Annotated in this window: 14 protein-coding genes; 4 read left to right on the top strand and 10 right to left on the bottom strand. The window is 32.6% G+C overall.

Annotated elements, in window-relative coordinates:
• Window positions 1–51: 51 nt before the first annotated feature.
• The gene (locus ABD963_RS02725) at window positions 52–1,206 is read left to right on the top strand and encodes a DNA polymerase III subunit (RefSeq protein WP_345275400.1); all 1,155 of its coding nucleotides are present in this window, start codon (window positions 52–54) and stop codon (window positions 1,204–1,206) included.
• A gap of 116 nt (window positions 1,207–1,322) precedes the next feature.
• Here ABD963_RS02725 and ABD963_RS02720 read toward each other — a convergent pair whose 3' ends face one another.
• From ABD963_RS02720 to ABD963_RS02695, 6 genes are all read right to left on the bottom strand, one after another.
• On the bottom strand, window positions 1,323–2,468 hold the full coding sequence (locus ABD963_RS02720; RefSeq protein WP_345275399.1) for an MFS transporter: 1,146 nt from the start codon (window positions 2,466–2,468) through the stop codon (window positions 1,323–1,325).
• Window positions 2,469–2,568: 100 nt separating this feature from the next.
• A complete protein-coding gene (locus ABD963_RS02715; RefSeq protein WP_345275398.1) occupies window positions 2,569–3,084 on the bottom strand; it encodes an OmpH/Skp family outer membrane protein in 516 nt (171 codons plus the stop codon).
• Between the two features lie 245 nt (window positions 3,085–3,329).
• Window positions 3,330–4,190, bottom strand: a complete 861-nt coding sequence (locus tag ABD963_RS02710; protein ID WP_345275397.1) for a class I SAM-dependent methyltransferase — start codon at window positions 4,188–4,190, stop codon at window positions 3,330–3,332.
• Window positions 4,191–4,244: 54 nt separating this feature from the next.
• A complete protein-coding gene (gene mnmG, locus ABD963_RS02705) occupies window positions 4,245–6,116 on the bottom strand; it encodes a tRNA uridine-5-carboxymethylaminomethyl(34) synthesis enzyme MnmG (protein ID WP_345275396.1) in 1,872 nt (623 codons plus the stop codon).
• A gap of 80 nt (window positions 6,117–6,196) precedes the next feature.
• On the bottom strand, window positions 6,197–6,607 hold the full coding sequence (ybeY, locus tag ABD963_RS02700) for an rRNA maturation RNase YbeY (protein ID WP_345275395.1): 411 nt from the start codon (window positions 6,605–6,607) through the stop codon (window positions 6,197–6,199).
• The gene (locus ABD963_RS02695; RefSeq protein WP_345275394.1) at window positions 6,600–10,019 is read right to left on the bottom strand and encodes a hypothetical protein; all 3,420 of its coding nucleotides are present in this window, start codon (window positions 10,017–10,019) and stop codon (window positions 6,600–6,602) included. The genes ybeY and ABD963_RS02695 overlap by 8 nt, the downstream gene beginning before the upstream one ends.
• A 92-nt stretch (window positions 10,020–10,111) precedes the next feature.
• Here ABD963_RS02695 and gltX point away from each other — a divergent pair, with 92 nt between their 5' ends.
• Window positions 10,112–11,623 carry a glutamate--tRNA ligase gene (gene gltX, locus ABD963_RS02690; protein WP_345275393.1) on the top strand — a complete coding sequence of 504 codons (1,512 nt, stop codon included), beginning with the start codon at window positions 10,112–10,114 and terminating at the stop codon, window positions 11,621–11,623.
• A 24-nt stretch (window positions 11,624–11,647) separates the two neighbouring features.
• Window positions 11,648–12,700, top strand: coding sequence for a metallophosphoesterase (locus tag ABD963_RS02685; RefSeq protein WP_345275392.1), 1,053 nt, complete (start codon window positions 11,648–11,650; stop codon window positions 12,698–12,700).
• A gap of 16 nt (window positions 12,701–12,716) precedes the next feature.
• Here the strand turns inward: ABD963_RS02685 and ABD963_RS02680 are convergent, their stop codons facing one another.
• Window positions 12,717–13,400, bottom strand: a complete 684-nt coding sequence (locus ABD963_RS02680; RefSeq protein ID WP_345275391.1) for a hypothetical protein — start codon at window positions 13,398–13,400, stop codon at window positions 12,717–12,719.
• A 74-nt stretch (window positions 13,401–13,474) separates the two neighbouring features.
• Here ABD963_RS02680 and ABD963_RS02675 point away from each other — a divergent pair, with 74 nt between their 5' ends.
• Window positions 13,475–14,398 carry an SPFH domain-containing protein gene (locus ABD963_RS02675; RefSeq protein ID WP_345275390.1) on the top strand — a complete coding sequence of 308 codons (924 nt, stop codon included), beginning with the start codon at window positions 13,475–13,477 and terminating at the stop codon, window positions 14,396–14,398.
• A gap of 95 nt (window positions 14,399–14,493) precedes the next feature.
• Here the strand turns inward: ABD963_RS02675 and ABD963_RS02670 are convergent, their stop codons facing one another.
• The 3 genes from ABD963_RS02670 to ABD963_RS02660 all read right to left on the bottom strand — a co-directional run bounded on the left by ABD963_RS02670 (window position 14,494) and on the right by ABD963_RS02660 (window position 17,181).
• Window positions 14,494–14,799 (bottom strand): hypothetical protein, encoded by a 306-nt coding sequence (locus ABD963_RS02670; RefSeq protein WP_345275389.1) that lies wholly within the window; start codon window positions 14,797–14,799, stop codon window positions 14,494–14,496.
• A gap of 101 nt (window positions 14,800–14,900) precedes the next feature.
• Window positions 14,901–15,533 (bottom strand): response regulator, encoded by a 633-nt coding sequence (locus ABD963_RS02665; RefSeq protein WP_345275388.1) that lies wholly within the window; start codon window positions 15,531–15,533, stop codon window positions 14,901–14,903.
• Window positions 15,526–17,181, bottom strand: a complete 1,656-nt coding sequence (locus tag ABD963_RS02660; RefSeq protein ID WP_345275387.1) for a sensor histidine kinase — start codon at window positions 17,179–17,181, stop codon at window positions 15,526–15,528. Before ABD963_RS02660 ends, ABD963_RS02665 begins: the two co-directional genes overlap by 8 nt.
• Between the last annotated feature and the right edge of the window lie 41 nt (window positions 17,182–17,222).

Genomic DNA, 17,222 nt, shown 5'->3' with positions numbered 1-17,222 from the left:
AAGATGATTCATGCCTTTAACAAAACCAAAAAAATTATGTAGGTTTGCCCTATGCTTTTTGAAGATATATTAGGTCAAAATCACATTAAGAACCATTTAACTAAAAGTGTTGATAATGGTAGAATACCGCATGCCCAATTATTTGTAGGTAATGAAGGTTCTGGAACTTTACCCATGGCTTTGGCATATGCACAATATATTTTATGTTCCAATTCTGGTGGTGAAAACAATAATGGCAATGACGCTTGTAACCTAAAATTCAAAAACTTTTCACATCCTGATTTACATTTTGCTTTTCCTGTAACCACTAGCGATAAAGTTAAAAGCAAACCCGTTTCCAGTTTTTATTTGGAGGAATGGCGACAATTGTTGGAACAACAGCCTTATGGGAATCTTTTTGATTGGTATAAACTACTTGGGGTTGATAATAAGCAAGGACAAATTGGGGTTGAGGAGGCTTATGAAATCGTGAAATCACTCTCCTTAAAGTCATATGAAGGTGGTTATAAAGTGATGCTGATTTGGATGGCAGAAAAAATGAATACCGCCTGTGCCAACAAACTTTTAAAGCTCATTGAAGAGCCACCAAACAAAACTGTATTTATTTTAATTGCTGAAGAGGAAGAACTCATTATCAATACCATTCGATCACGATGTCAAGTATTACATTTTCCACCGCTAGCTGAAGATGTTATAAAGGAGGCTTTAATAAAACATTATAATTTAGAGCTTTCGGTAGCTACAAAAATTGCGCACCAATCTAATGGGAATTATAATAAAGCTTGTGATTTGGTTTATCAAGATTCTGAAGAGATTCAATTTGAAACTTGGTTTGTTTTCTGGATAAGAAGTGCTTTCAAAGCTAAGGGTAACAAGGCCGCTATTCATGATTTAATTTCATGGAGCGAAGATATATCTAAAACTGGTCGCGAAACACAAAAACAATTTTTAAACTTCTGTCTAGACTTTTTTCGTCAAGCATTGCTGTTAAATTATAAAGCTAATGATTTGGTGTTTTTTGAACCCAAAGCAGAGACTTTTAAGCTGGAAAAATTTGCGCCTTTTGTTCATGGAAACAATATTTTAGAAATAAGCGACGAGCTTCAAAACGCTATTTACCACATAGAACGAAATGGAAATTCGAAGATTATTTTAACCGATTTATCCATCAAACTTACTAGACTTTTACATAAAAACCCTACTTAGTGAAAGGTTCTTCAAAAACCTGTTTAAGAATCATCAATTAAGCTTCAATAGCGCAGCTATTTATTTCTTAATTAATTGAAAAACAATGTTTTATGAATTAAACTTTCGGTAAATATTTAATTCATACTGTTTTTCTCTTTTTTGAAAAATAGTTGGGAGATTGGTATAAACATTAATCCACAAAAAACAAATATGAAAAAGGCTTTTTGCAAACCAAAAGAGTGAGAAAGGAAGCCAATTAAAGGAGGCCCAATAAACATGCCTACAATGGAGTAAGTCCCTACAATAGAAATGGCCATCCCAGGTGAATATTTTTTAGACCTTCCAGCCAAAATATATGTCATTGGGAAAATTGGGGAAACGCCTATTCCTACCAGGCAAAAGCCAATGATTGCGCTCCAAAAATTCGGAAATAAAATAGCCAACAAAATTCCGAAAGAAATTAATATTCCACTCAAAATATATATGCTAGGCATTCCTAATCTGTCCAACAGACTGTCGATAAAAAATCTAGATGTAGTCATGCATATCATAAATAACAAATACCCATAGGTAAATATGTCTTCTTTCACGACTTCCTTGAAATAAATCCCACTCCAATCATAAATTCCACCTTCACAAATAGCCGCACAAAAAATGAGTAAGCCTAAAATAAGAATAAACGTGTCTGGTTTACCAAAAATTAACTTATTTCCTGTTTTAGATTTATCATTAGTTAGTAAAAATTTATATGCTGTCAATGAGCCTAAGATGGTTGTTATACCAATTATTGTTAAATGAATTTGAATAGAAATGTTTGCTTTTACTATTGCTGTAGAAAATAAAAGCCCAATTACACCCCCTAAACTCCATAGTGCGTGAAAAGAACCCACAATTTTCTTTTGAAATTGCTTTTGAAGTGAGATTGACTGTGCATTCATGGCAATGTTTAGGATACGCATAAAAATTGAAAAAGCACTTAATAAAATAATAAGCAACAAAGTGGTTTTCACATGTGAAACTCCAATTAATGATAGTGCGAAAAAAATGAAAGAAACAACCAAAGGATCTCTGCTATCAAACTTGGAAACCAACCACCCCGAAGCAATAGTACCCAACAAAGCGCTTACAGGCATCACTATTAAAAGCGAGCCTAATTGAGCATCATTTAAATTGAAAATATCTTTAATAGTAGGTATTCTGGATGCCCAAGATGAAAAACACAAACCAGACAAAAAAAAGTATGTACTTAAGGCTATGCGCTGTAATTTCTTGGTTTCCATATCAAATTAAAATTCCTAAAGTAATACATATTCGAATCTGTTTTTACAAAAAAAAGCTAGCAGATTGCTAGCTTGATAATTTTTATAAAATAGACTACATCTATTTCTTATAATTTGCATTTAAAGAGTCCAAAATGATTTGTGTCAAATCGTTTTCATCAGATCCGTAAAGTACATTTGAAGTACCATCGCTGGTTCCTAAAATATAATTATATCCATTTGATTTTCCGTAATCTTTAACGAAGTTTTTAACTTTTACAATAACTGAATCTATCTCTGTTTGAAACTCTTGAGTTAGTTGTTGTTGCTCCATTTGCATTTGTTGCTGAAGCTGTTGTTGTTTTTGTTGTAAGCCACCCATTAACTCTTGTTGTTTTTTAACTGAGGATTTTTGAGCTACCAATTGTGTGCTTTGAACCTCTGTTTGGAATGCTCTTCCAATACTGTCGGCTCTTTTTCTAAAAGAATCATCTTTTAATTGAAACTTAGCTTCAATATCCTTTTTCTCTTGATAATCGTTAATTACTTTACTGTTATCTATAAATCCAATTTTGTTTGGTTTTTCACATGACGATAACACTAGCATAAATAAGGCAACATAAATTATATTCTTCATTGGTTTATATTTTCGTTTTTTTAAGATTTTTTAACCCGCACAAATGTAACAAAGTAAGTTAAAACTCCGAATGGAATTACTTTGATTTTATTCCATAATAAAAAATTATAGAAAAGCCAAAGTACTATAATAAATAATTATTAAAAGGAGGTTCTTTAGAGGCGATTTAAACGACTTTTGTTTCTGCCGCAATACAAAATATTGTTGGAATGATCATTGTTGAAATAAAGAGCTTAAATTAATTTTTAAGTGTTTCTCACGATATAAATAAGCGAAGAATACTCTTTTGTTGCATAAGCTTTAAGATTTGATATAAAACCTATCAAAAATCCTTTTAAGAAATTCATTTTTCCAGTTTTATACTTTTCTGAAAGCAAACTCACATAAAAGGAATCAAACCACATAGGTTTTATATTATGGATTTCCATATATTGTTTTGAAACCAATTTTGAAATAGATTTTTTATTAAAATGCCAAAGATGTCTAGGAACATCATAAGCAGCCCAAAAGTTTTTGTAATGTTTAGCATCAAAGCTGTTATAATTGGGAACCGCAATGATTAAAGTGCCTTTTGGTTTTAATAATTTTTTGAAAACTTTTAATTGATCTTCCAAATTTGGCAAATGTTCTAAAACATGCCAAAGCGTTATCACATCAAAACTAAATTCATCTAATTTAGAAAGTTGATCTACATTATAAACAGCATTGTTTGTTTTTGAATTTGCAATCTTTTTTGCTTGTTCATTTGGTTCAATTCCTAAAACCTTCCAATTATTTTGTTGGGCTGTTAATAAAAAGTCTCCTGTTCCACAACCGATATCCAGCAAATTTTTACCTTCATTGGAAAATTTATTGATTAAATTTAATTTCCTTTTTAAAGAAACTTTTCTAATAAGATGATACCCTTTTTCGAAAAAATTTCTTTTAGAATCGGTATGTGAGATATAGTCATCACTTTTGTAATAATATGATAATTTATTTGATGCTGGTTGGGGTGTGGTTTCTAAAAACCCGAATTCTGAATTTTCCACCAGCTGAAATTCTTCACCCGATACGGAATAATCATTTAAAGTTAAATAAATTTTTTCTGGGTTGTCCTTTGCCACAAGTTGTGTATATTTTAAAAAATACTTTGATGTTCCACGTGGAACGTTTTTGAACTATCTCCCCATATAAACCAACAAAACGGAAATATCATTTGGTGACACCCCACTAATTCTAGATGCCTGAGAAACGGTTTTTGGCTGAACTTTTTTAAGCTTCTCTCTCGCTTCAAAACTCATAGATTTGATTTGTGAAAAGTCGAAATTCTCTGGAATTTTTACATACTCTAACCTGCTTAGTTTATCAGCGTTATTCTTTTCTTTAGCTATATATCCAGAATATTTGACTTGAATTTCTGCTTGTTCAATAACTTCCCTATCCAGATTGTTTTCTTGTATATAGGCCTCTACAGATTCAATGTTTCTAATATCATCCATATCAATATTTGGTCTCGCAAATATTTTAAATAACTTACCAGATTGATTTACTGTTGCAGAATTTTTTTTCTCTAAAACCGAGTTAATCTCTTCAGGTTTTACACTAGTGATTTCAAAAAATTCAACGAATTTTTCAGCAGCTTCGTGTTTTTCTTTCATCCTTTTAAGGCGCTTTTCGGAAGCTAAACCAAGTTCATATCCTTTTGGTGTTAATCTTAAATCCGCATTATCTTGTCGTAACAGAGTTCTATACTCTGCCCTAGAGGTAAACATTCGATAAGGCTCTTCAGTACCCTTTGTAATCAAATCATCAATCAAAACACCAATATAAGCTTCGTCCCGTTTTAAAGTAAAAGGTTCTTTGCCCTGCACTTTTAAGCTAGCATTTATTCCAGCCATCAAACCTTGTGAAGCGGCTTCTTCATATCCCGTTGTTCCATTTATTTGACCCGCAAAATACAACCCTTCAATAATCTTAGTTTCTAAAGTATGCTTTAATTGAGTAGGTGGAAAATAATCATATTCAATCGCATAACCAGGTCTAAAAAACTTAACGTTTTCAAAACCAGCAACAGATCTTAAGGCCTTGAATTGTACATCTTCTGGTAATGATGTTGAAAACCCATTTACATACACTTCAACCGTATTCCAGCCTTCTGGTTCAATAAACAATTGATGTCTGTCTTTATCTGCAAAACGATTAATCTTATCTTCAATTGAAGGACAATAGCGTGGCCCTAAACTTTTAATTCTGCCATTAAACATAGGCGATCTATCAAAACCCTCACGTAGCAAATCATGTACCACTTCACTAGTATATGTCATATGGCAGGAACGTTGTTGCTTTAAAGGTTTTGTAATGTCCAAATATGAGAATTTTTCAGGATTTTCGTCTCCAGGCTGCTCAATCATTTTAGAATAATCCAAACTTCTACCGTCTACCCTCGGAGGCGTACCAGTTTTCATCCTTCCTGAATCAAATCCTAAATCAACCAATTGTTCCGTAATACCTGTTGCAGCTTTTTCTCCTGCTCTTCCTCCACCAAAATTTTTATCACCAATGTGAATCAAACCATTTAAAAACGTGCCGTTTGTAAGCACCACAGATTTAGCTTTTATAACAACCCCAAGAGATGTTTTAACTCCAACAACTTTGTCTTTTTCTAACAATAAACCAGATACCATCTCCTGATAGAAATCAAGATTCGGAGTGCCTTCTAAAAGCAATCTCCAATCTTCCGCAAAACGCATTCTATCACTTTGAACCCTTGGGCTCCACATAGCAGGGCCCTTTGATTTATTAAGCATTTTAAATTGAATGGCAGAGGTGTCAGAAACAATACCACTATAACCGCCCAAAGCGTCAATTTCACGAACAATTTGTCCTTTAGCAATACCGCCCATAGCTGGATTGCAAGACATTTGCGCAATGTTTTGCAAATTCATGGTAACAAGCAAAGTTTTACTTCCCATGTTGGCAGCAGCAGCAGCGGCTTCACTTCCAGCATGGCCGGCACCAACAACTATAACATCATAAACATCGTTAAACATAACTTGCTTTTAATTTCTTTGATGTTCCACGTGGAACACTTTATACTTTGAGTTTGCAAATATAAATGAATTCTGGTATTTTAAGAAAGAAGGTTTATATAGTGATTCTCTTTTTCTCTCATCAATTCAACTTGCTTTTTTGATTTGTCTTTATATCCACAATAATGGAGAATGCCATGTATAATAACTCTAAGTAATTCTTCTTCGAACAATACATTAAAATCTTTTGCGTTTTCCTTTACCCTATCAACTGAAATAAAAATTTCACCATGTATTACTTTTCCTATAGAGTAATCAAAACTAATAATATCCGTTAAGGTGTCATGTTTTAAAAATTCAAGATTTAATTTATGTAATTCATCATCATCACAAAAAACATAACTAACATCACCTAACTTAAAGTTCTCGGCTTCAACCGCTTTCTCTATCCATTTAGCAATCCGCTCCTCATTATTAAGTATGAAATCGGTATCGTAATTAAAGCTAATCATTGTTTGTTTTGAAATACTCTTGAACTTTCTTTTTATAAACTTGTTGCAAAGGTAATGCTTGTCTATTTAAAATTTCAGTAGTGTTAAAATATTGTTTTGCAGTTGGAATTTGATTTACAGTTTTATTGTTAAATTTATTTCTATTTGTTTCCGATTGCCGTTTATCATCTTCACCTTGCTGTAAGGTCGCATTTTCCAACTTTAACAATTGATGTTTTAACGCCATCATTTTTTGTAGGGTTTGGTTGGTGAATCCTTTATTCAATAAGTCCAATTCAATTTCTTCCATTCTCCTAACCAGAGCTTCACCATTGCCACCTTTTCCTTCTTTGGAAAGTTTATCTTGTAAAGCATTGCGTAATTGTTGTTGCTGTTGGTATATTTCGTATAACAGGCCATTAAGGTCTTCGTTGGTGCCTTCTCCTTCTCCAGACTGTTTACCATTCTCACCCTTTTGCGCTCCATTTTTACCTTGATTTTGTTTGGTGCCTTTTTCACCTTCCTTTTCACCTTCCCCTTCTTGTTTACCTTCTCCTTCTTTCGGTTTTCCAGATTGGCTGTTTTTCATACCTTCTTCCATCATCTTATTAAGTTCCTCTTGGCTCAAAATAATATCAGGTAATTGCATATCACCTTGACCTCCATTGCCAGCAGACATGCTCATATTTTCTTGCATATTATCCAAAACATCGCTTAAAAAATCAGCCAAATTATTTGCTGCTGTTATGGTAAATTGTTGGTTAGATATACCCTGATACATTTGATTTTGAGAAAGTAAATCTAGAGCTTTCTCAATGTTATAGTAAACCTCTGAGATTTCTTTATTGACCTGTTCTGATAATTTTGGGTTTCTTAAAGAAATTGCAAAAAGACTATCATCGATATGCTCAAAGTGTTCTCGTAGATTGTTTTGCTTCTTTAAATAATTGGCATATTTATTATTGTCCTCTTCAATGTCTTTAAACTGATTCATGAGTGTTTCCTGATCAAAAGAAAACAATACCAAGTTGTCTAGAATTTGTCTAAGCATTTCGACATCCTCCTGCATTTGTTCACCACCGCCAGCTTGCATGGCACTTTGCATTTTTTGAGACATTTGCATCATTTTTTGTGCTGCTTTCTTCTGGCTTTTTTGAGCATTTTTTATATTCTGCTTTTCACCATCACTGGGTTGCTTCTCAGGTTTATCTATGGCCTTTTCTTCTTGACTTTTTTCCAACTCTTCCGAAGCCTTTTTCTGTTCATTCTCTACTTCTTTTTCATCTAGCTTGTCCCTTGGAATATCAATAGGCTTTTTGAGTGCTTTACTCTCCTTTTCCAAGTTTTCAATTTCATTTTTAAAATCCCCAAATTGGTTGTTTAATTCATCTTGTTTTTCCTTGGTGTTTTTTTCGTCGGTTTCATTCGATAACTTTTGTTGGTCTATGGACAGTTTCATCAAATCTTCTTTAAGCTTTTCAAGCTTTTTTTCGACGTAAAAACGCTTAGTTAATTCAACAAGCTGTTCTAAACTACGTTTTTTGTTTTTATTTTGTTTCGCTAATTCTTCAAGTTTTTCGGTTAACTCCTCTTTATTTATTTTTTCTTGAAGTTTCTCTAATTCCTTTAAAAGTTTTTCGTCTTGTTCCAGTTTCTTTTCATTCTCCTCAAGACGTTTTTTTAAATCTTCCTTAAAAGTATCTTCTTTTGGATTCTCGTTTTGAAAATCTTCAAGGTTGTCTTTTAATTTTTTATTGAAATTTTTCATCATTTCATCTTGCTGCTTCTGGCGTTGAAAAAATGATTCCAATTTCTTTTTATCATTAAAATTAAGTGTTGATTTCTCCTTTTGGGTTTGAGTAATTTCCTCTAAGGTTTTTTCTTGTTCGTTAAACTTTTCTAAAGATTTATTAAAATCCTTAATCGTTTTACTCTGTTCCTGCAACTGTTTTTGTTCTTCTTCTTCTTTAGTGCGTTTTCTATAGCTTATCACATTACTTTTTGCGCTTTTGTAATTGTTAATAGCATCATTATCAAACACTTGAAAATATAATTCGTAAGGGACACCAGCTTCAACATTCAAGTTATTTGGAAAAGCAGTAATAAATTCGGCAATATTTGATTGAGGTATTGATATGTTTTCAAACTGCTTATTTTCTTCATTGTTGGAAGGATAATACACCAACTGAAGCTTGCTTAATCCATAATCATCATTTAACTGTCCATAGAAATAGAGTGTTTGTAAATCCAAACTATCTTGCACAACTTTTAAATTGATTTCTGGGTGTTGGTCTTTAACCACGTCTATACTAAACTCTAAGTTTTCGTAATTACTTAAGTTTTTATTGCTTGTGCTTAAGGTGTAATTATAATTATTGAAAAGTTGTTTTGAAGCCTCAAAAACCCCTTTTTTATCTGATAGAAACCACACAGTATCTTTGGCATAGAGAAACACTTCATCGGTTGATTTGGTTTTTAATTGCCACTTAACACGAGTTCCTTCTGGCACTAACGCATTTCCTGTACTTTTTAAAACCTCATCTCGTTTTTTGGTATAATTTGGATAGTCTAAAACCATCTCAAAATCCAATATTGAGGGTGTTTCCACCAAATTAATAAAGTAAGGCTTTGAAGTTACATTGTTAGCTGTTAACTGAAAACGAATAGCTTCTTTTGGTTTAGAAAAAACATACTCAAACTCTCCCAATGTTTTTTGCTGCATGTAATACGTTTCTTTATTGTAAATTATTTGAGCGCTTTCTGGAGTAATATCCCCTGCGGTTTTTACAATCAATTTAAAATCTTTGTTTTCAATAGCGTTTAAATTCTCGTTAACCACAAAAAACTGAAATGGGGCTGGAGGTTCATAAGCCGTTTTATAATGCACAACACGCTCATAACTATCGCTAAACCAATTAAAGTTTCCGGTAATAAAAGTGATTAATAAAATGATAATAGGAATGGCGGCATATTTTAAATAGCCTAAGTTCTTTTTAAAATTGATCGCTAATTTAAAAGGTATGGGTTTTAATTCCAATGCTTTTTGCTCGATGCTTGCCAATAATAATTCTGACTTGGATTGATTTTGGTTGAGCTGAAGTACATTTAACAACTTATCATTAACCTCTGGAAAATGGCGACCAATAATTTTGGAAGCATCTTCATAATTCAAACCCTTTTGAAGCTTAAATAACTTAGCTAAAGGAATAAAAATAAATTTAACCAATAACCCTAATTCTACAGCAACAAACAACCAAAACAAAATACTTCTGGCTGTGGTGTTTAGCCATAAAACGTGCTCAATAAATAAAGTAAACAGAAAATATAAAAGCCCTAAAGCAAAAAACAAAATAGCGCCCTTAAGCAGTTCATTAGTGTAATACCTTCGAATGAAAGCCTCTAATTTATCTTGTATGTTTTTAAAATGGTTCAACTTGGGTTATTTAACTTACTAAACTACAATTTTATTTTGTACCATTATCTTAATTAGCTGTTAATTGTATCTTTGCACAAATTTAACTAAACATGACAAAAAATGTTCGTGTGCGTTTTGCACCAAGCCCAACAGGTCCTTTGCATATAGGTGGCGTACGTACGGCGCTATTCAATTACTTATTTGCAAAAAAATATCAGGGAACTTTTATTTTGAGAATAGAAGATACCGACCAAAACCGCTATGTTGAAGGTGCAGAACAGTATATCATTGATGCTTTAAATTGGTGTGGAATTCCTTTTGATGAAGGACCAGGTAAAAACGAAAAGTTTGGGCCTTACAGACAAAGCGAACGCAAACATTTATATAAAAAATATGCCGATGAATTAATTGCTTCGGGTAATGCCTATTATGCTTTTGATACTGCTGAGACGTTGGATTTTCACAGAAAAGACCATGAAGAAAAAGGAAAAACTTTTATTTACAATTGGCACAATCGCCTAAAATTAAGTAATTCTTTATCGCTTAGCGCCGAAGAAGTAAAAGCAAAATTAGATGCTGGTGAAGATTACGTGATTCGTTTTAAAAGTCCAAAAAACGAAACCTTACATTTAAAAGATATTATTCGAGGCGATATTAAAATTGATACCAATGTTTTAGATGATAAAGTGTTGTTTAAAAGTGATGGTATGCCCACTTATCATTTAGCCAATATTGTAGATGACCATTTAATGGAAATTACCCATGTAATTCGGGGTGAAGAATGGTTGCCTTCTTTAGCATTACATTACCAATTGTACAAAGCTTTTGGGTGGGAAGCCCCCGAGTTTGCACATTTACCACTTATTTTAAAACCCACTGGAAAAGGCAAATTAAGCAAACGCGATGGCGATAAAATGGGTTTTCCTGTTTTTCCATTGCAATGGACAGACTCAACAACGAACGAAGTTTCAAGAGGCTACAAGGAAGACGGTTATTTTCCTGAAGCTATGGTAAACTTTTTAGCATTTTTAGGGTGGAACCCGGGAACTGAGCAGGAAATTTTTAATCTAGAAGAATTGATAAAGGCTTTTGAACTAGAGCGGGTCAATAAATCTGGTGCTCGTTTTGATCCCGATAAGATTAAATGGTTTAACCACCATTACATGCAAGAGCAGGATAATCAAATTCTGGCTGAAGCTTTTAAAAAAGAACGTCCTGAACTTATTGACATAGATACCGAATACATGGCTTTAGTTGTTGGTTTAATAAAAGAACGTGCTACGTTTGTGAATGATTTTTGGGAGTTAAGCCATTACTTTTTTGTGGCGCCATCCACTTATGATGAAAAAGCCTCAAAAAAAGCGTTTAAAGAAGACACCGCAGACATCCTTAATAAAATAAAAGACCTTATTTTGCATATTGATGATTTTACGGTTACCGCCTTACAAAACGATATTAAAGGTTGGATTACCAATAATGACATAGGTTTTGGCAAAGTCATGATGCCCTTACGTTTAGCTTTAGTGGGCTCACTACAAGGTCCTGATGTGTTTGAAATCATGTTTTTAATTGGGAAAAACGAAACGATTAACCGATTGACAGCTGCTTTAAATGCCTTATGATTTTCTGACCCCAAATATAGCTATATGCTAAAAAATCTCTTTTACATACAACTCTTCTTGTTGTCCATTTTGAAAGTATCCTCTCAAGATCTATCGAAACAAGAAAACATATTGTATTCATCGATTAACGATGGTCCTTATGTTTTTATTGAGAGCAATAAATTAATACAAAAGACAATAGTTAGTGGTAAAGTTTTTACTGATACGATAAACACTAGTTTATATAACACTTCGTTTTCTCCAAACAAAGAAATATATAAAAATGTTAGAAAAATTGCTGCATTGAGTGATATTCATGGACAATATGACCTAGCCGTTGAAATTTTAAAAAACAATAAAATTATTGATAAAAATTTAAATTGGTGTTTTGGTACAGGGCATTTAGTTGTTGTTGGTGATATATTTGATAGAGGAGATAAAGTAAATGAAATGCTTCTACTGGTCTATAAACTTGAACAAGAAGCTAAGAGAAAAGGAGGTAGAGTACATTTATTGCTTGGAAACCATGAGTACATGGTGCTTCATAAAGACTTAAGATACCTTAACAATAAGTATAAAATAACCTGTAGATTGCTAAACGTAGATTATGATGAGTTATATGGAAAACAAACTGTTCTAGGTAGATGGCTTCGTTCAAAACCCACAATAATTAAACTAAACAACACTATTTTTGTTCATGGAGGAATTTCCAAAGAGTTTTTATCTCAAAATGATTTCAATATTGAAACTATAAACAATCTCATGAGAGCCTCTATTGAAAGGGACAAAACAGAAATGAGGTCCTCAGGCTTTTACGAAACCTTTTATGGGGGTAATGGTTTAATTTGGTATCGTGGTTATTTCTATGGTGGTCTAGATGATATGGATATTTCCCAAATATTAAATATTACAAAATCAGAACATATTGTAGTAGGACATTGTTCTAATGACAGAGTGGTTAGCTTATTTGATAATAAAATTTTTGGCGTAGATTCTAGTATAAAAAAGGGGAAATATGGCGAGCTTTTATTTGTTAAAAATGATAAATATTATAGAAAAACTTTAAAGGGAACTAAAGAACGTTTTGGTAACAAATAAGACTTTATAGAAAATTCTAAAAAGAGACCATAGCCCCTAAAAACAACATACTTTGATTTCCTTTAAAACGGGCATTACCTCCGGTAGTATCTAAATTCTGGCTTTCTAGCTTCTTTAAAATATTGGTAAAACCATAAATATATTGGGCTTTCAACTTAAAATTTTTAACTCCTAGTGAAGCGCCTACAGCGCCATTCAAATTAAATTGAGAAATATTGGTAATATCCTGTGCGGTTAAGTTAGTGTAATTGTTTATGTAAAACTCCCCTTGGTTTCTGTCTTTAAATTCTAGCTTTCCATTGTACTGTACCATAGGGCCTATATCTATGGAAAAATAATCTGGAATGGCTTTTATGTGCAATAACATGGCCACTTGCGCAGCAAATAGTTTGTATTTAATATAAGCGTCTTCGGTACTAATTAGAGTAGGTCTTCCCAATATTTCAATAGTGCTTTCCGAGAGCTGCATGCCAAAACTCACATTATACCAACGTAATGGAATATCAACAGTGGCAGACATACCTCCTAAAAATCCATTAGAAGATTTAGTGGAAAAATTATCTGTTATAATATCAAACTGCGTAATACCACCCGTTAAACTGAACCCATTTTGAATAGGATATTTTCCTTTTTGAGAAAAACTATTTGTAACAAAACATATACAAATGACTACTAATAGAAAAGATGGCTTAAATTTCATTGTTATATAGTAAAGTAGCCAAATATAGCATAATTTTAGTATCTTAATATTTTAACCATTTTAAATAAGAGATTATGAGTTACTTTTTTCCAGTTATTCTTTTTTTAGGAGTTATTATTTTAATTTCCTCTTTTTTTATTGTGAAACAACAAACAGCTGCTATTATAGAGCGTTTTGGCAGATTCCATAGCATTCGTCAATCTGGTTTAAGGTTAAAAATTCCGCTAGTAGATAGGATAGCAGGTCGGTTAAGTTTAAAAATCCAACAACTAGATGTGATTATAGAAACCAAAACTTTAGACGATGTATTTGTCCGCCTAAAAGTATCGGTTCAATACCGTGTATTAAGCCAAAAAGTGTATGATGCGTTTTATAAATTGGACTATCCTCATGAACAAATAACCAGCTATGTGTTTGATGTGGTGCGTGCCGAAGTGCCTAAAATGAAATTGGATGACGTGTTTGTTAAAAAAGACGATATTGCCATAGCCGTAAAAGCCGAATTAAATGATGCCATGCTTGAATATGGGTTCGACATCATCAAAACCTTAGTAACCGACATTGATCCCGATGCCCAAGTAAAAGCGGCCATGAACCGTATCAATGCTTCCGAGCGTGAAAAAATTGCAGCGCAATATGAAGGTGATGCCGCCAGAATTTTAATTGTTGAAAAAGCAAAAGCGGAAGCCGAGAGCAAACGTTTACAAGGTCAAGGTATTGCAGACCAGCGTCGCGAAATTGCACGCGGTTTGGAAGAATCTGTAGAAGTATTGAATCGTGTGGGTATTAATAGTCAAGAAGCTTCTGCATTGATAGTCGTTACACAACATTATGATACGTTGCAATCTCTGGGCGAGGAAACCAATAGCAACCTGATTCTTTTACCAAACTCACCACAAGCTGGAAGCAACATGCTAAACGAAATGGTGGCCAGTTTTACCGCAAGTAACCAAATTGGAGAGGCTATGAAAAATGCTAAAAAGAAAGGAGATAAATAATTTTATATCTTTCTATTATAATCACCTGTCTCGATTAATTAAACGAGACAGGTGTTTTGTTTTACATGATGTTGGAGATTCAATATTTAAAAAATTTAAGCTTTTGATTTCCTCCAAGGCTTATAGTTTTTATAAGCAGGACCTGTAAGTTTAGATCTTTCTGATCCAAAAACTATAGGTACATATGTTTTCTGCGATTTATTTTGCCAAGGCTTTTTGTTTTTATAGGCGGGTCCTGTTAATTGCTCTTTTTTGGATACTGAATACACTAAAGTTGTTTCGCTTTTATGTAACCATGGTTTATAATTTTTGTAAGCAGGCCCCTTAAAATCGCCTCTTTTTTGAGCAAAAACACCAAAAGAAACAAACATGAACAATAATACAAATGCTAAATTTTTCATAACGATTGGTTTTAAAATCGTTATAAAATTAAATACAATGCCTGTTTTTGGATATATAAGAAATCACGTAATTCCTATCCGTATTTATACGGATAGGAATCTCAAATCAATTTGATTTTAGTAGCTTTTTTTATTAATTCGGCAGTATTTTTAACTTCTAATTTTTTAATAATATTGGCGCGATGTGTTTCAATGGTTCTTCTGCTTACAAACAATTTTTCTGCTATTTCTTTAGTGGTTAGACCTTCTGATATTAAGCCTAAAACTTCCTTTTCTTTTTCCGAAAGTATTTTATCGCCAACTGTTTGGTCAGACATGTAATTAACCATTCTTTCCGCTATTTGTGGGCTGAAATATTTTTTTTCTTGGTTAACAATACGAATTACTTTTATCAATTCATCTTGATCGGTGTTTTTAAGCAAATAGCTATAGGCACCATGTTTTGCACATTTAGCAATATAATTGCCATCATCATGCATGGATATAATAATAGGTTTGATGGTGGAGTTTAGATTTTTTATTTCCTTTAAGGCTTCAAATCCATCCATGGTAGGCATGGTAATATCCAACAAAGCAATGTCAATATCTATATCGTTTTTTATTGCTTCAATAAATTGTTGTCCATTCCCAACACTTTTAACCACCATCATATCCTCGTGCTTTTTTAACAACTCTGTTAGTCCGTTTCTAAAGAGCTCGTGGTCATCGGCTATTATTAATTTAATTTTACTCATTGTTTACAGGTAATTCAATTTCAAAAGTGGTGTGTCCTTTTTTGGAATTAATATCTATTTTTCCGTTACAAATTTCAACCCGTTCTTTAATGTTTATTATTCCAGAGCCGAGTTTCACGCTATCTATGTCAAAACCTTTTCCATCATCAAAATAGAAAAACGATATAAAATCTTCAAATTCAGAAAGTGTTATTCTAATGTTTTTCGCGTTGGCATGTTTTAACGCATTATTTATTAATTCCTGCCCTATCCTAAAGATATTAATTGCTTGGTTTTTAGATATTTTACTGTTTGATTTGTTTGATAAATCTTCAAATTCTATAGATATATTTGATGACTTTTTTATGTTGTCAACGAAATTGGTTAAGGCTGCACCTACTCCAAAATCATCAATAGTTGTTGGCATTAGGGCGTTTGACATTAATCGTATTTCAGAAATGGTACTATCTACTATTTTAATCATCTCGGTTCTTTTATCCTTACTTTCAATCCTGTTTTCAATATAAAATTTTAATGAGGTTAAAAGAGGCCCAATACCATCATGAAGCTCGCGAGATAGCCTTCTTCTTTCGTTTTCCAATCCGTCTACCAATAACCTTTGTGTGTTTAAACGGTTTTTGTTTTCATTGTTTCTAAATTCCTGGAGTTTGTCACGCATTTTTATAAGACTTTTCCCCAATAAATCATTCTGGCTTTTAGGGATATAATTAGTATTAAAGTTCATTTTTCCTATTTCATTAGAAAAATTAACCGCTCCTCGAAGAGATTTTTTAAGATTCGCCAACGCCTCAAACATTTCCTGTATTTCATTGGAAATTTTTGTAAACTCATTGGTTTGGGTATAATCGCCGGCAGCCATAATTTTCAAACTTTTCTTCATGTTAATTATAGGGCTGGTAATTATTTTGGTTAGGAATAATGATAAAATTACCGCAACTAACATAATGATTAAGGTTAGTCCTATAAGTCTTTTTTTTAGGTGCTCCAAAGGTGCTTTAACTTCGCTGGTGTCAATTTCTGACAATATGACTAATTTAAGATTTGAAATGTCTATTAAGCTATAAACACTATAGACTTTAACATTTCTATAATCATTAAAAACACCTCTGCCTGGTTTGCCAGATAGTGCATCACGTACTCCTTTTGTTTTAACTAATATACTTGATGGTGTTTTATTTGGCAAAAAACGAGATTGCGACCTCATGTAGAAGTCTTCCCCTACAAGATACGATTCTCCAGTATTTCCCATACCTGTTCGCTCTAAAAGTATGGTCTTTATTTTTTCATAGTCTATAATTTTTAAATTGGTTTTGTTTCCGTCTAAAGAAACCATCCCTATTGAGGTTTTGCCCTCTTTATCAAAACGTGTAAAATCATAAATTCCAGAGGAATTATAGGCACTTTTTGGTACTTCAACTTGTAAGCTATCCAAGCTTATAGTGTCTTTTGAGTTTAAAAACTTATTCCATTCCGCTTTAATTAAATTTTCAACTTGGATTTGTTTTAAAGTTTTTATTGAATTTAACTGAAGTAGGATTCTATCATCTAATACATTTGAAAATTGATTATAGAAAGTAATAGATAGCATTAGAATAACCAGAAAAATCAAGCTATTAATAATTATTAATATGAGGTTTCTTAAGCTCATTTTTGTGTATCTAGATTGCGCGTAAACAAATTACATCAGCA

The organism is Litoribaculum gwangyangense (assembly GCF_039543505.1).
GTDB classification, from domain to species: Bacteria; Bacteroidota; Bacteroidia; order Flavobacteriales; family Flavobacteriaceae; genus Litoribaculum; species Litoribaculum gwangyangense.
The sequence above is the reverse complement of the archived record's forward strand: the minus strand, read 5'-3'. Positions and strand labels throughout refer to the sequence as shown.

Bases quoted from the DNA above. Each gene is read 5' to 3' on its own strand.
- ABD963_RS02720 (WP_345275399.1), bottom strand. From the start codon at position 2,468: ATGGAAACCAAGAAATTACAGCGCATAGCCTTAAGTACATACTTTTTT.
- ABD963_RS02675 (WP_345275390.1), top strand. From the start codon at position 13,475: ATGAGTTACTTTTTTCCAGTTATTCTTTTTTTAGGAGTTATTATTTTA.
- mnmG (WP_345275396.1), bottom strand. From the start codon at position 6,116: ATGTTTAACGATGTTTATGATGTTATAGTTGTTGGTGCCGGCCATGCT.
- ybeY (WP_345275395.1), bottom strand. From the start codon at position 6,607: ATGATTAGCTTTAATTACGATACCGATTTCATACTTAATAATGAGGAG.
- ABD963_RS02665 (WP_345275388.1), bottom strand. From the start codon at position 15,533: ATGAGTAAAATTAAATTAATAATAGCCGATGACCACGAGCTCTTTAGA.
- ABD963_RS02670 (WP_345275389.1), bottom strand. From the start codon at position 14,799: ATGAAAAATTTAGCATTTGTATTATTGTTCATGTTTGTTTCTTTTGGT.
- gltX (WP_345275393.1), top strand. From the start codon at position 10,112: ATGACAAAAAATGTTCGTGTGCGTTTTGCACCAAGCCCAACAGGTCCT.
- ABD963_RS02725 (WP_345275400.1), top strand. From the start codon at position 52: ATGCTTTTTGAAGATATATTAGGTCAAAATCACATTAAGAACCATTTA.
- ABD963_RS02680 (WP_345275391.1), bottom strand. From the start codon at position 13,400: ATGAAATTTAAGCCATCTTTTCTATTAGTAGTCATTTGTATATGTTTT.
- ABD963_RS02685 (WP_345275392.1), top strand. From the start codon at position 11,648: ATGCTAAAAAATCTCTTTTACATACAACTCTTCTTGTTGTCCATTTTG.
- ABD963_RS02715 (WP_345275398.1), bottom strand. From the start codon at position 3,084: ATGAAGAATATAATTTATGTTGCCTTATTTATGCTAGTGTTATCGTCA.
- ABD963_RS02660 (WP_345275387.1), bottom strand. From the start codon at position 17,181: ATGAGCTTAAGAAACCTCATATTAATAATTATTAATAGCTTGATTTTT.